Here is a 12,946-nt window from a genome sequence, read left to right on the forward strand (position 1 = left end):
AACTCCCCTGGATCTCCCGGATGTCTACACGTCCAACTGGTCCGCCACCGCCCGCAGCAGCCCCGCGATCTTCCCGCCGGAGGCCTTGTCGGGGTAGCGGCCCTTCTCCAGCATCGGGGTGATGTTCTCCAGGAGGGTCGTCAGATCCTGGACGATGGAGGCCAGTTCGTCCGGCTTCTTGCGCTGGGCCGCCGCCACCGACGGGGTCGGGTCGAGCAGGGTCACCGAGAGGGCCTGGTCGCCGCGCTGACCGGCGACGACCCCGAACTCCACGCGCTGTCCGGGCTTCAGGGCATCAACTCCGGCGGGCAGAACCGAGGAATGGACGAAGACGTCACCGCCGTCGTCACGGGAGAGAAAGCCGAAGCCCTTCTCGCTGTTGAACCACTTGACCTTGCCGGTAGGCACGTCTGTCCTCGTCCTCGTACTCGTCGGAAAACTGCTTCGGATAGCAGACCGGCGGGTCGTCGGGACCCGCCGGTACCAAGGCTAATGGTCTTCAGGCCGGTGACAAGACGTCGCCGGGTTGTTCCTTTGCGCAGGGAACTACCCTGGTCCAGTGCGCGACAAAACCCAAACGAATTCCGCCGCGGCCGGTGACCGACTCATCCGTGCCGGTGCCATCGTCTTTTTCCTCGGCGCGGTGGCCACACTCGTCACCGTGGTACCGCTGCTGCTCCACACGACGCCTTTTCCCACGTACATGTACCTGTTGAGCATGCTCATGGGCGTCGGATTCCTGCTGGCCGCCGGAGGCGTGCTCCAGTCGGTCGCCGCGGGCCGCCGTCAGGCGCGCACCGGAAGGTAGTCCGAAAGCCATCGCGGGAACTCGGTGAGATCGCCGAGCACCACGTCCGCCCCGGCCGCGCGCAGCTCGTCGGCGTCGCACGGGCCGGTCGCCACCGCGACCGCGAGGGCCCCGGCGGTGCGGGCGCCGCGCACATCGCCGACATGGTCGCCGACGTAGACGCTCGCACCCTCCTCGCGCAGCGCCTCCGCCTTCTGCTCGGCCCACAGGTTGCCGATCACCGCGTCGGCGTCGATACCGAGGTGCGCGAGGTGCAGCTTCGCGTTCGGCTCGTACTTCGCGGTGACGACGACCGCCCGTCCGCCGGCCGCCCGCACGGCCGCGATCGCCTCGGGGGCGCCGGGCATCGCGGGGGTCGCGGCGATGGCGATCGACGGGTACATCTCGCGGTACAGGTCGGCCATGGCGGGCAGGTCGTCCGCCGGGAACCAGTTGATCAACTCGTCCGCGAGCGGCGGCCCGAGCCGGGTGACCGCCAGATCGGCGTCGATGTACGTCCCCGTCCGCTCCGCCAGCGCCACATAGCAGGCGTGGATACCGGGCCGGGAGTCGATGAGGGTCATGTCGAGGTCGAAACCGACGGTCAGGGCGGGCGGGACGGAGTTCTGGGCGCGCGAGGTCATATGGGCCATTGTGCCCAGTCGCTACGACAATCCCACCGGGCCCTCGGATCGGCCGCCGCCCTACCTTTGCCGCTGCGACCGCCACACCAGGAACAGCGCCGACGCCACCGCCGCCCCCCGCACCACCCACGGCCAGGTCTCGGAGATCGCGTCGTTCATGTGGCCCTGGGCGATGGGTGTGCCCCAACGGCCGTCGTTGCGGCCCCACAGCCAGACGATCCCGGCCGCGACGGCCGCCGTCGGCAGACCGATCACCGCCGCCTTGGTCTCGGCGTCGGACAGCCGCCGGGACGCATAGGCGATGAGCCAACCCAGCAGCAGGGCGAACCAGTTGCCGAGCACCGCGCCCACGACGAGCAGCGCGGCGGCGATCAGCAACAGCGGGTTGGACCAGCGTCCGACGGGGAGCCGCGGGACCATACGGCGCCGGCGGGCCGGGGTCTCCGGCACCTGCTCGATCACCGGAGCGACCACCGTCTCCGGCGCCTTCGCCGGCTCCTTCGGGGTCTCCTTCGGCGGCGGGGGCTTGAGGAGTTCGGGGATCTCGATCCCGCCGGTGAACCCGGGCACGCTGTCGCCGAGCGCGAACCCGTTGCCGTTGCCGCTCCCCGTCCGCCACCAGTCCGGTTGCAGCACGCTCGAGCCCAGCTCGGACGCGCTCGCGAGATGCGGCGCGGAGGGGGCGTCGTCGGGCTCGGGTGCGGGTGCGGCCTTGGTGAGGCGGGTACGCGGCAGCGGTACGACCCGGCGCAGTCCCTTCGGCCGTAGATCGTCCTCGTGGTCGCGTTGTACGGGGACGGAGGGCGTCGGGGCCTGGGGGACGCCTGCGCCGGTGCCGGCCGCGGCGACGATCTCGTCCGGGGTGCCGAGGCCCTTGAGGATGCGCTGGACGGCGGCCGGTGTGTCGACGGTGGCCCCCGCTCGCCGCCGGTCGATCTCGTTGCGCAGCTCGGACACCAGCCGCATACGCGTGACCGAGGGCAGCTGGCGTTGCTGCGCCACGTCACCGACGCGGCTCAGATACTCGTAGACGACCTGGTCGCTCTCGATACCCACGAAGTCCCCTCCGGGGCGGGTGCGTTGGATACCCCGCCGGAACGACCGTAGCGCAGGTCGGGGCTCGCGTCGGCCGCGCGTCGGGGGCGCACGGCGGGTCCTGGTGCGGACCGGTACCGGATGCGGGCGGATCGGACGAGGGCCGGGCGGGAGGTGATCGCCGTAGGCGTGCGGCCTCCGGCCGGGGAGGGGGTGGCCGCCGCGTTGCCCGGGTGCGGGGACGTCTCCGGCCGGCCACCGGCCGGTCACCGACGGGCGGGTACCGTCCGCACGCGGATCGTCGCGGTGCGCTCACCTCGGGGCGGAGGACACCGGCCCGAGGCCCGCACCCGCTACCGTGGGTCGGATGAGCACCCCGGCCACGCCGCCCCGTTCGCTCGCGGAGGCCCTCCGAACCAGGGACGACGCCTCCCTTGCCGCGCTGCTGCGCAGCCGCCCCGACCTCATCACGCCCGTCCCCACCGACCTCACCCAGCTCGCGACCCGGGCCGGTACCCGCGGGTCGGTCGTGCGCGCCCTCGAACGCCTCGACCGTTTCGCGCTCCAGACGGCGGAGGCGCTGGCCGTGGCGGCGGACCCCGCGTCGTACGACGAGCTGCTCGCGCTGATGGCGGGCGACCGGCGCGATCCCGCGGTCGTGCACGCGCTGCCGCGCGCCCTCGCCGCGCTGCGCGAACAGGCGCTGGTGTGGGGCGCGGACGACCGGCTGCGGCTGGTGCGGACCGCGCGTGAGCTGCTGGCGCCGTCGCCGCAGCACCCGTCGCCGACCGGCCTCGGGCCCACGGTCGCGGAGGCCACGGCGGGCATGTCGCCGGGCCGGATTCAGGAGATCGTGACGGCGGCGGGCCTGCCCTCCACCCATGACCCGGTGTCCGCGGTGGCGTCCCTGACCAAGCTGTTCACGGCCCGGCGGCGGATGAAGGCACTGCTCGCCGGGGCCCCCGAGGAGTCGCTGGGGGTGCTCGACCGGCTGGTCTGGGGACCGCCGTACGGCCAGGTCACCGCCGACCCCGCGCCCTGGCTGCGCTGGCTCATCGACCGGGGTCTGCTGCTGCCGACGGCGCCGGGCACGGTCGTACTCCCCCGCGAGGTGGCCCTGCATCTGCGGGCCGGGCGCGCGCACCGGGAGGTCGAGCCGGTGGCGCCCGTGGTCGAGGCGAAGGCGACGCACCGTCCACAGGTTGTGGACACGACGGCGGCCGGGCAGGCGTACACCGCGCTCGCGACGGTCGAGGAGCTGCTGAAGGACTGGGACGAGGGCGGACCCACGGTCATGCGCGCGGGCGGCCTCAGCGTCCGCGACCTGAAGCGGACGGCGGTCGCCCTGGACGTGGCCGAGCCCGTCGCCGCGTTCTGGGTCGAACTCGCCTACGCGGCGGGCCTGTTGGCCTCCGACGGCGACGCCGACGAACGGTACGCGGCGACCCCGGCCTACGACGAGTGGCTGGAGCGGCCCGCCGCCCAGCGCTGGGCCCGGCTCGCGGAGGCGTGGCTGACGTCGACCCGGACGTCGGGCCTGGTCGGCGGCCGGGACGCGAAGGACCGGACCCTGTCCGCGCTGGGCCCCGGCCTGGACCGCTCCGCGGCTCCGGAGGTACGGCACCGGGTGCTCGGGCTGCTCGCCGGATTGCCCGAGGGCGCCTCGCCGTCCACGGAGTCGGTGCTGGCACGGTTGCGGTGGGAGCGGCCCGTGCGGGGGGCGGGTGGGGGGCAGCGGAGTACCGGGAGTACCCAGGGTGCGGGTTCCGGTGCGGGTGCGGGTACGGGTGCCCAGGGGGACGACGATCTGCGGAGTCGGCTTGCCCGGTGGACGTTGGACGAGGCGGAGATGCTGGGGGTGACCGGGCGGGGAGCCTTGTCCCGGCAGGGACGGGCGCTGCTGGGGCTGGAGTTGGCGGGAGCGGGTGGTGGTCGCCGGGGGGCGGCGGACCCGGCCCGGGGTGAGAGCGGGGGCGGCGGCATGGCGACCGCCGACTCTTCCGGTGTCCCGGGCGGTTCCGGTATCGGCGCTTCGGGGGTTCCGGGATCGTCCGGTGTCGGCGCTTCCGGTGTCCATGGATCATCCGGTGTCGGTTCCTCCGGTGGCCATGGATCGTCCGGTGTCGGCGCTTCCGGTGTCCCGGGCGCTTCCGGAATCGGCTCCTCCCGGGGCTCCGGCTCCTCTGGTGTCGACGCTTCCGGTGTCCCGGGCGCTTCCGGTGTCGGCGTCTCCGGGGGCTCCGGCTCCCCCGCCATCGGCTCCTCCGGGCGCCCCGGCGCTGCCGGTTCCCTCGACGGCGCCGGTTCCTCCGGCCACTCCGCCCTTGTCGCCGATCCCTCCGGCCCCGGCGACAAGCTCCCCGTCCATCACCACCGTCCGCCCACTCCCCCGGACCCCCTCTCCCCCGCCGAGCAGGCCGCCGCGAGTGCCGCCGCCGCGCGGATTCTCGCCCCGCTGCTCCCCGAGCCGTTGGACCACGTGCTGCTCCAGGCGGACCTGACGGCGGTGGCGCCGGGCCCGCTGGAGCGGCCGTTGGCGGACATGCTGGACGTGCTCGCGGACGTGGAGTCGAAGGGCGGGGCGACGGTGTACCGCTTCACCCCGGGCTCGGTGCGCCGCGCGCTGGACGCGGGCCGTTCCGCGTCCGACCTGCACGACTTCCTCACCGCGCACTCCCGTACGCCGGTCCCGCAGCCCCTCGCCTACCTGATCGACGACGTGGCCCGCAGACACGGCCATCTGCGGATCGGCGCGGCCTCGGCGTACGTCCGCTGCGACGACGACGCGGTGCTCAGCGAGATCCTCGCGGACAAACGGTCGGCCGGCCTGCGCCTGCGCCGCCTCGCCCCGACCGTGCTGGCCGCCCAGGCCGACCCGGCGGCGCTGCTCGACGGGCTGCGCGCGATGGGCTTCGCGCCGGCCGCCGAGTCCGCCGAGGGCGATGTCGTCATCACCCGGGCCCACGCCCGGCGCACCCCGCCCCGCACGGCCCCGGAACCGGTACCGGACGGCCCGCCGACCCCGGACACGACTCTCCTGTCGGCGGCGATCCGCGCGATCAGGGCGGGCGACCGCGCCTCGACGACCCCCCTCAAGACGACAACGCCCCCCAACGGTGAACTCCCCCGCACCAGTTCGGCCGAGACCCTCGCCACCATGCAGGCCGCCGTCCTCACCGGCACCACCCTCTGGATCGGCTACGTCAACGCCGAGGGCACCGCCAGCCAGCGCGTGATCGCCCCCATCCGCGTGGAGGGCGGCTTCGTCACGGCGTACGACCACACGGCGGACGAGGTCAGGACGTATCCGCTGCACCGGGTGACGGGGGTGGCGGAACTGGCCGAGGACTGAGGTAGCGGGCCAGCGCCTCCGCGCCGTCCGGTACGAAGGTCGGCCTGCCCGCCATCTCCCGCAGTTCGCCCTCCGTGACCCACGCGTGCCAGGCGATCTCGTCCGGGTCGGGGGTGATGTCCCGGTCGACGACCGCTTCATGAATGCCGAGCCAGTAGGGGCTGATCACTCCCCGGCACAGGAACTTGAGCGCGAACCGCACCGGCGCCCGCACCCCGAGTTCCTCGGTGAGTTCACGAGCCGCCGCCTCCTCGTACGACTCCCCGGCCTCCGCACCGCCCCCGATCAGCCAGTTGTACTGACCCGGGAACCGTGACATGTCCGCCGCCCGCCGATGCACCAGTACGCGGCCCTCCGGGTCCCGGCAGACAGTCGTCGCCACCCGGTGCAGCCAGTGACGGGTGATCGCCTCACCCCGCTCCACCACCCCGAGCACCCGGTCCCGCTCGTCCACCCGGTCCACCAGTTCTCCCACGGCCCCCACCCTCCGCTCGCCCGAGCCCCCACCCTCCCAGACCCCGCCGTGATCACCGGCCGGTAGTGCACACTGGACGTTTGGCCGTCCCGAGTCCTCCAGGCCCGGCCGAGGCCCGCAGAAAGGCAGTCGCGCGTGAATGGCCCCCTCATCGTCCAGTCCGACAAGACCCTTCTCCTAGAGGTCGATCACGAGCGAGCCGACGACTGCCGGCGCGCCATCGCGCCGTTCGCCGAGCTTGAGCGGGCGCCGGAGCACATCCACACCTACCGGGTGACCCCGCTCGGGCTGTGGAACGCGCGGGCCGCCGGGCACGACGCCGAGCAGGTCGTGGACGCGCTGGTGGAGTACAGCCGGTATCCCGTGCCGCACGCGCTGCTCGTGGACATCGCCGAGACCATGGACCGGTACGGCCGGCTGACCCTGAGCAAGCACCCCGCGCACGGGCTCGTCCTCACCACCACGGACCGGCCGGTGCTGGAGGAGATCCTGCGGTCGAAGCGGATCGCCCCGCTGGTCGGCAACCGCCTCGACCCCGACACCGTCGCCGTGCACCCCTCCGAGCGCGGGCAGATCAAGCAGGTGCTGCTGAAGCTGGGCTGGCCGGCCGAGGACCTCGCCGGGTACGTCGACGGCGAGGCGCACGCGATCGACCTGGACGAGGACGGCTGGGCGCTGCGCCCGTACCAGAAGCAGGCCGTGGAGAACTTCTGGCACGGCGGCAGCGGGGTCGTCGTGCTGCCCTGTGGTGCCGGGAAGACCCTCGTCGGCGCGGGCGCCATGGCGCAGGCCAAGTCGACCACGCTGATCCTCGTCACCAACACCGTCTCCGCCCGGCAGTGGAAGCACGAGCTGATCAAGCGGACCTCGCTGACCGAGGAGGAGATCGGGGAGTACAGCGGGACGCGCAAGGAGATCCGGCCGGTCACCATCGCCACCTACCAGGTGCTGACGACGCGGCGGAAGGGTGTCTACCCGCACCTGGAGCTGTTCGACTCCCGCGACTGGGGGCTCATCCTCTACGACGAGGTGCATCTGCTGCCCGCGCCGGTCTTCAAGTTCACCGCCGATCTCCAGGCGCGGCGGCGGCTGGGCCTGACCGCGACCCTCGTGCGTGAGGACGGCCGGGAGTCGGACGTGTTCTCGCTCATCGGGCCGAAGCGGTTCGACGCGCCCTGGAAGGAGATCGAGGCGCAGGGTTACATCGCGCCCGCCGACTGTGTCGAGGTCCGGGTCAACCTCACGGACTCCGAGCGGCTCGCGTACGCCACCGCCGAGGCCGAGGAGAAGTACCGCTTCTGTGCGACCACCGCGACGAAGCGGAAGGTCACGGAGGCGATCGTGCGGCGCTTCGCCGGTCAGCAGATCCTCGTCATCGGGCAGTACATCGACCAGCTCGACGAACTGGGCGAGCACCTGAACGCGCCCGTGATCAAGGGCGAGACCTCCAACGCGCAGCGGGAGAAGCTCTTCGGGGCGTTCCGCGAGGGGGAGATCAGCGTGCTCGTGGTGTCGAAGGTCGCGAACTTCTCGATCGACCTGCCGGAGGCGACCGTCGCGATCCAGGTGTCGGGTACGTTCGGCTCGCGTCAGGAGGAGGCCCAGCGGCTCGGGCGGGTGCTGCGGCCGAAGGCCGACGGGCACCAGGCGCACTTCTACTCGGTCGTCGCGCGCGACACGATCGACCAGGACTTCGCCGCCCACCGCCAGCGCTTCCTGGCGGAACAGGGGTACGCCTACCGGATCATGGACGCGGACGAGATCCTCGCGGAGAACTGACCGTCACGCGGAGACGCGGACGCGGCGAATGCGGCGGGTCGAGCGGGCCAAGCGGGCGGTCACTTACGGAGAACGCCCGCTTCCTCGCCGTACTCACCGAGGACGACCACGCTGAACGCGGCGCCCGCGAACACTTTTATCGCGCGCAGGGCATTGCCGAGGCGGTGGGGGTGGCTGCCGCCGGTGACCGGTGTCGCGCCGGTCGGGCGGGCGGGGATCGGGGTGATGGTTGCTGCGCTCATGTCTCCATGGTGCGTCTTGGGACATAAGGTCGGCATCGGTCCGTGGAGCCAACCTCCGGGCCCCCTTCTACGCCTCCGGGCTGACCCGTTCCCCTCCTGGGTGGAGGGGGTGTCCCCTAGGGGACACCCGCGCCGGCGTCAACGCGGCCGTAAAACCATTCGCCTCGCCCGTGTCCGGCGACCTAGAATCTCCGCTCTTGCCCGCCTCCCCGCAGGGAGTGCCACCGCCCGGACGGAAACCGGCCGGTACCCATCGAGCACACACCCAGCAGCCGCATCAGCAGGCCCTCCGGAGGCACCCCCTTGTCCACGCCCACCGACGATCCGCTCGCCCGCGAGCGCGCCCACCTGGCCTCCTCCCGTTCCGCGCTGCGCGCCATGCGCGAGGACGTCGAGTCCCTCGACATCAAGGACGTCACGGCGAACTGGGTCAACGCCGAGGTCCTCGCCCGCCAGATCGACGACCGCATCAAGGCGCTGGCCGACCTGAGCGACACCCCGCTGTTCTTCGGCCGCCTCACCTATCTGCACGCTCCCGGCGCCGAGCAGGCCGAGGGCGCCGAGGGCGAGCAGTTCTACATCGGCCGCCGCCATGTGCACGACGCCGACGGCGACCCGATGGTGATCGACTGGCGCGCGCCGGTCTCGCAGCCGTTCTACCGGGCGTCCAAGAAGGACCCGCTGGACGTCTCGCTGCGCCGCCGCTTCGGGTACACGGGCGGCGACCTCACGGCGTACGAGGACGAGCACCTCATGGACCCGGCCGAGGCGGCCGCCACCAGCAAGCTGCTCCAGCAGGAGATCGAGCGCCCGCGCGTGGGCCCGATGCGCGACATCGTCGCGACCATCCAGCCCGAGCAGGACGAGATCGTACGGTCCGGTCTCGGCGGGACGGTCTGTGTGCAGGGAGGCCCCGGCACCGGAAAGACGGCCGTCGGCCTGCACCGCGTCGCCTATCTCCTCTACGCCCACCGCGAGCGGCTCGCCCGCACCGGCACCCTCGTCATCGGGCCGAACAAGTCCTTCCTGCACTACATCGAGCAAGTCCTGCCCGCCCTGGGCGAGTTGACGGTCCGCCAGGGCACCGTCGACGACCTGGTCGCGCATGTCGAGGTGCGGGGCACGGACGAGGCACCGGCCGCCGTCGTCAAGGGCGACGCCCGGATGGCCGAGGTCCTCCGCAGAGCCGTCTACTCGCACGTCACGATGCCCACCGAGCCGGTGATGGTGGTGCGCGGATCACGCCGCTGGCGGGTCCCGGCGTACGAACTCGAAGCCATCGTGCGGGAGTTGCTCGACCGCGGCATCCGCTACGGCGCCGCCCGCGAGGCCCTTCCGCAGCGCATCGCGCATGCCGTGCTGGTGCAGATGGAGCGGTCCGGGGAGGCGCCGGACGACCGGGTGCAGGACGCGGTGGCGCGCAACACCGCGGTGAAGGCGGCCGTCAAGGCGGTGTGGCCGCCGGTCGAGCCCGCGAAGGTCGTGCTGCGGCTGCTCACCGACGCGGACTTCCTCGCCGCGCACGCGGACGGCATCCTCGACGAGGACGAGCAGAAGACGATCCTCTGGGCGCTGCCTGGTTCCGGAAAGCGGGCGGTGCGGAGCGTCAAGGCCGCCAAGTGGGCCGCCGCGGACGCCGTGTTGATCGACGAGGCGACCGACCTCGTGCAGCGGACGCACTCGCTCGGGCATGTGGTGCTCGACGAGGCGCAGGACCTCTCCCCCATGCAGTACCGGGCGGTCGGCCGCCGCTGCACCACCGGTTCCGCGACCGTCCTCGGCGACCTCGCACAGGGCACCACGCCCTGGGCGACGCGGAGTTGGGACGAGGCGCTGGCCCACCTCGGCAAGTCGGACGGCGTGATCGAGGAGTTGACGGCCGGTTTCCGTGTGCCGACGGACGTCATCACGTACGCCTCCCGGCTGCTCCCCCACATCGCGCCGGGCCTGACCCCGGTCGCCTCGGTCCGGGAGAACCCGGGTTTCTTCGACCTCCGCGAGACGGCCGGCACGAGCGAAGTGGTCGCCGCCTGCGAGGAGTTGCTGCGCCAGGAGGGCTCGACGGGCCTGATCGCCGCCGATGCGCGCATCCCGGCGCTGGCGGAAGCCCTCACCGCGGCGGGCATCGGCTACATCGACCCGGGCGAGGAGACGACCGCGGACACCCGGCTGACGCTGGTCCCGGCGTCGCTCGCCAAGGGCCTGGAGTACGACTACGTGGTGCTCGACGAACCGCAGGCGGTGGTCGACGGCGAGCCGGACGAACGCACCGGCCTGCGGCGCCTGTACGTGGCGCTGACCCGAGCGGTGTCGGGCCTGATCGTCACGCACACGGCGCCGCTTCCCGCCCAGCTCGCCTGAGCGAGAAGGGTGGTTCGCACAGGGGGCCGGACGGTTCAGGCGCCGTCGAGGACCGCCCGCCACTCGCTCACGGCCTCCGCCGACACCGGCCGCTCCCAGCCCCCGGGCCGGGCGGCCCCGCCGATGTGGAAGGCGTCGACGCCCGCGGCGATCAGGGTCGGCACATGGTCGAGGCGCAGGCCGCCGCCGACGAGGACGCGCTGCTCGTAGCCCGGTTCGCCGTGCAGCGCCGCCTCGCGGAGCAGGGTGGGCAGGCCGTCGTCGACGCCGTCGGCCGAACCGGCGGTGAGATAGGCGTCGAGGCCCGGCAGGCCCGCGAGCTGCTTGCGCAGGGCGTCGCGGTCGACAGCGCGGTCGATCGCGCGGTGGAACGTCCAGGCGCAGCCGTCCAGTTCGGCGACGACCCGCTCCACGGCGTCCAGGTCGACCCCGCCGTCCGGGCCGAGGAACCCGAGCACGAACTGGTCGGCGCCGGCGGCCCGCAGTTCCCCGGCGATCCGCACGAGCCGGTCGACGTCGCCCGCGGCGAACCCGTCCGCGAGGCGCAGCATCACGCGCAGGTCGATGTCGACGGCGGCACGGATGGCGGCGAAGGTCTCCACCGGCGGGGTGAGCCCGTCGGCCGCCATGTCGGTGACCAGTTCGAGACGGTCCGCGCCTCCGGCCTGGGCGGCGACCGCGTCCTCGGCGCCGAGGGCGATCACCTCCAGGACTGCACGCGTGCTCATAGGACCCCTTCCGTCGTGTTCCCTGGAGCGGCTACAGGTCTAGTCCAATATCAGGGTACGCGTGAGGATCGGGGCCCGCGAGATCACCCCCGGCGCCTGACCCGGATCACCCGCCGAAGATGTTCAGCTCCGCGGGATCGGCCCCCGCCAGCTCGTACCCCGTCCCGTCCGGCACCGGCCGTCCCGCGTACAGGCGTACGAGCGTGGGGGCGTCGCCGATGTAGCGCGCCGGGGTCAGCTCGCCCGACAGATCGCCCAGCAGCAGCGGATCGTCCAGGTCGTCGAGGTCGGCGTGCAGAGGCCGGTGGTTTCGCTGCCGGGTCACGTGGCCGAGCAGGGTGAGGGCGGACCCCAGCCCCTCGCCCCCATAGGCGCCGGGCACCCCGAGCACGTCCCGCACGTCACCTGCGTGCACCCACTCGCCCAGCGCGACGGCGTCCAGCGGTCCGCCCGCGCGGGCGATCGCCGCCCCGGCCTCGGTCATCCCCCGCTCCAGCTCGTCGACGACCTGCCCGTTCGTCCAGTCGGCCCGCTCCGCGATGTCCCGGTCGTTGGCCTCCGGCGAGAACACCCCCTCCTCGAAGCGCCGCTCCACCACCCGCGTCAGCGCGGCCGCGCAGTGCGCGAGCACGTCCCGCACGGTCCAGCCGGGACACGCGAGGGTCGCCAGCGCGAAGTCGTCGTCGGGTCGGGAACGGAGCAGCGGAATCAGGGCGTCCCGCTCGGTGACGAGCAGCCTGCCGGGCAGTTCGGGATCGCGTACGTCGTGTGCTGTGTCGGCGTAGGTCATGCGTTCCACGCTAGGGCCTGGAGGAAAATAAGGGGCATGCCCGATCTCGACGCCCTCCGCGCCCGCTGGACCCGCGCCCTCGACGGCGCCCGCCCCTCCGCCGACGGCCCCGACCCGTCGCCGTACGCCGAGAACCTCCTCGCCCGCTGGCAGGAACCCCAGCGCCACTACCACACGCTCACCCACCTCACCTCGGTCCTCGACCACATCGACGTCCTGGAGGAACACGCCACCGACCCGGACGTCGTACGGCTCGCGGCCTGGTTCCACGACGCGGTCTACCTCCCCGACCGCTCCGAGAACGAGGAACGCTCCGCGCGGCTGGCCGAGCGCGCGCTGACGGAGGCAGGCGTACCGGAGGCGAAGACGGCCGAGGTGGCACGCCTGGTCCGGCTGACCGTCACACACGCCCCGGCGGACGACGACCCCGACGGCCAGGTCCTGTGCGACGCGGACCTCGCGATCCTGGCCGCACCCCCGTCGGCGTACGCCGCGTACACGGCGGCGGTCCGGGAGGAGTACGCGTTCGTCCCCAACGAAGCGTTCAGGGAGGGCCGTTCGGCGATCCTGCGCCAACTCCTGTCCCTACCGCGGCTGTTCAGGACGCCGCACGGGGCAGCGGAGTGGGAGGCCACGGCACGCTACAACCTGACGTCGGAACTGGATCTCCTGGCCTCGGCGGACCCGACCGCCGGATGACGTCGCGGCCCGTATGCTCCCCCGCATGGGGACCACGGGCGGAAACACGGACGG

12 protein-coding genes are annotated in these 12,946 nt (G+C 72.8%); 5 read left to right on the plus strand and 7 right to left on the minus strand.

All coding sequences use genetic code 11. From position 1 onward, the window contains the following. Positions 1 to 24: 24 nt before the first annotated feature. A complete protein-coding gene (locus ACIRB1_RS13860; RefSeq protein ID WP_019072514.1) occupies positions 25 to 408 on the minus strand; it encodes a cold-shock protein in 384 nt (127 codons plus the stop codon). Between the two features lie 151 nt (positions 409 to 559). On the opposite strand from ACIRB1_RS13860, the gene ACIRB1_RS13865 reads away from it, so the two are divergent. Next, the gene (locus ACIRB1_RS13865) at positions 560 to 808 is read left to right on the plus strand and encodes a hypothetical protein (protein ID WP_352183234.1); all 249 of its coding nucleotides are present in this window, start codon (positions 560 to 562) and stop codon (positions 806 to 808) included. Here ACIRB1_RS13865 and ACIRB1_RS13870 read toward each other — a convergent pair. Further along, positions 787 to 1,431, minus strand: coding sequence for an HAD family hydrolase (locus tag ACIRB1_RS13870; protein ID WP_403465662.1), 645 nt, complete (start codon positions 1,429 to 1,431; stop codon positions 787 to 789). The two genes, ACIRB1_RS13865 and ACIRB1_RS13870, sit on opposite strands and share 22 nt — an antisense overlap. A 60-nt stretch (positions 1,432 to 1,491) precedes the next feature. Next, positions 1,492 to 2,487: a hypothetical protein gene (locus tag ACIRB1_RS13875; protein ID WP_352183232.1), complete on the minus strand. Its 996-nt coding sequence runs from the start codon at positions 2,485 to 2,487 to the stop codon at positions 1,492 to 1,494. A 346-nt stretch (positions 2,488 to 2,833) separates the two neighbouring features. On the opposite strand from ACIRB1_RS13875, the gene ACIRB1_RS13880 reads away from it, so the two are divergent. After that, positions 2,834 to 5,818: a helicase-associated domain-containing protein gene (locus ACIRB1_RS13880; protein WP_403465663.1), complete on the plus strand. Its 2,985-nt coding sequence runs from the start codon at positions 2,834 to 2,836 to the stop codon at positions 5,816 to 5,818. Here ACIRB1_RS13880 and ACIRB1_RS13885 read toward each other — a convergent pair. Next, a complete protein-coding gene (locus ACIRB1_RS13885; RefSeq protein WP_403465664.1) occupies positions 5,763 to 6,293 on the minus strand; it encodes an NUDIX hydrolase in 531 nt (176 codons plus the stop codon). The genes ACIRB1_RS13880 and ACIRB1_RS13885 overlap by 56 nt on opposite strands. Positions 6,294 to 6,428: 135 nt before the next feature. Here ACIRB1_RS13885 and ACIRB1_RS13890 point away from each other — a divergent pair, with 135 nt between their 5' ends. Beyond that, complete coding sequence (locus ACIRB1_RS13890; protein ID WP_403465665.1) at positions 6,429 to 8,072, plus strand: DNA repair helicase XPB; 1,644 nt, start codon at positions 6,429 to 6,431, stop codon at positions 8,070 to 8,072. A 59-nt stretch (positions 8,073 to 8,131) separates the two neighbouring features. On the opposite strand, the gene ACIRB1_RS13895 is transcribed toward ACIRB1_RS13890, so the two are convergent. Next, positions 8,132 to 8,314 (minus strand): hypothetical protein, encoded by a 183-nt coding sequence (locus tag ACIRB1_RS13895; protein ID WP_352183228.1) that lies wholly within the window; start codon positions 8,312 to 8,314, stop codon positions 8,132 to 8,134. A gap of 276 nt (positions 8,315 to 8,590) precedes the next feature. On the opposite strand from ACIRB1_RS13895, the gene ACIRB1_RS13900 reads away from it, so the two are divergent. After that, positions 8,591 to 10,675, plus strand: coding sequence for a HelD family protein (locus ACIRB1_RS13900; protein ID WP_403465790.1), 2,085 nt, complete (start codon positions 8,591 to 8,593; stop codon positions 10,673 to 10,675). Between the two features lie 35 nt (positions 10,676 to 10,710). Here the strand turns inward: ACIRB1_RS13900 and ACIRB1_RS13905 are convergent, their stop codons facing one another. Together ACIRB1_RS13905 and ACIRB1_RS13910 are read right to left on the minus strand one after the other, a co-directional pair. Then, complete coding sequence (locus ACIRB1_RS13905) at positions 10,711 to 11,403, minus strand: copper homeostasis protein CutC (protein ID WP_403465666.1); 693 nt, start codon at positions 11,401 to 11,403, stop codon at positions 10,711 to 10,713. 106 nt (positions 11,404 to 11,509) lie between these two features. Next, positions 11,510 to 12,193, minus strand: coding sequence for a maleylpyruvate isomerase family mycothiol-dependent enzyme (locus ACIRB1_RS13910; protein ID WP_403465667.1), 684 nt, complete (start codon positions 12,191 to 12,193; stop codon positions 11,510 to 11,512). A 36-nt stretch (positions 12,194 to 12,229) separates the two neighbouring features. On the opposite strand from ACIRB1_RS13910, the gene ACIRB1_RS13915 reads away from it, so the two are divergent. Then, positions 12,230 to 12,892 (plus strand): hypothetical protein, encoded by a 663-nt coding sequence (locus ACIRB1_RS13915; protein WP_352183225.1) that lies wholly within the window; start codon positions 12,230 to 12,232, stop codon positions 12,890 to 12,892. Positions 12,893 to 12,946: the final 54 nt, after the last annotated feature.

This window comes from Streptomyces sp. NPDC096013 (assembly GCF_044763565.1).
GTDB lineage: Bacteria > Actinomycetota > Actinomycetes > Streptomycetales > Streptomycetaceae > Streptomyces.

What these genes read in the sequence shown, in the direction of transcription:
- ACIRB1_RS13880 (WP_403465663.1), top strand. Translation starts at nt 2,834, where the DNA reads ATGAGCACCCCGGCCACGCCGCCCCGTTCGCTCGCGGAGGCCCTCCGA.
- ACIRB1_RS13905 (WP_403465666.1), bottom strand. Translation starts at nt 11,403, where the DNA reads ATGAGCACGCGTGCAGTCCTGGAGGTGATCGCCCTCGGCGCCGAGGAC.
- ACIRB1_RS13910 (WP_403465667.1), bottom strand. Translation starts at nt 12,193, where the DNA reads ATGACCTACGCCGACACAGCACACGACGTACGCGATCCCGAACTGCCC.
- ACIRB1_RS13895 (WP_352183228.1), bottom strand. Translation starts at nt 8,314, where the DNA reads ATGAGCGCAGCAACCATCACCCCGATCCCCGCCCGCCCGACCGGCGCG.
- ACIRB1_RS13915 (WP_352183225.1), top strand. Translation starts at nt 12,230, where the DNA reads ATGCCCGATCTCGACGCCCTCCGCGCCCGCTGGACCCGCGCCCTCGAC.
- ACIRB1_RS13870 (WP_403465662.1), bottom strand. Translation starts at nt 1,431, where the DNA reads ATGACCTCGCGCGCCCAGAACTCCGTCCCGCCCGCCCTGACCGTCGGT.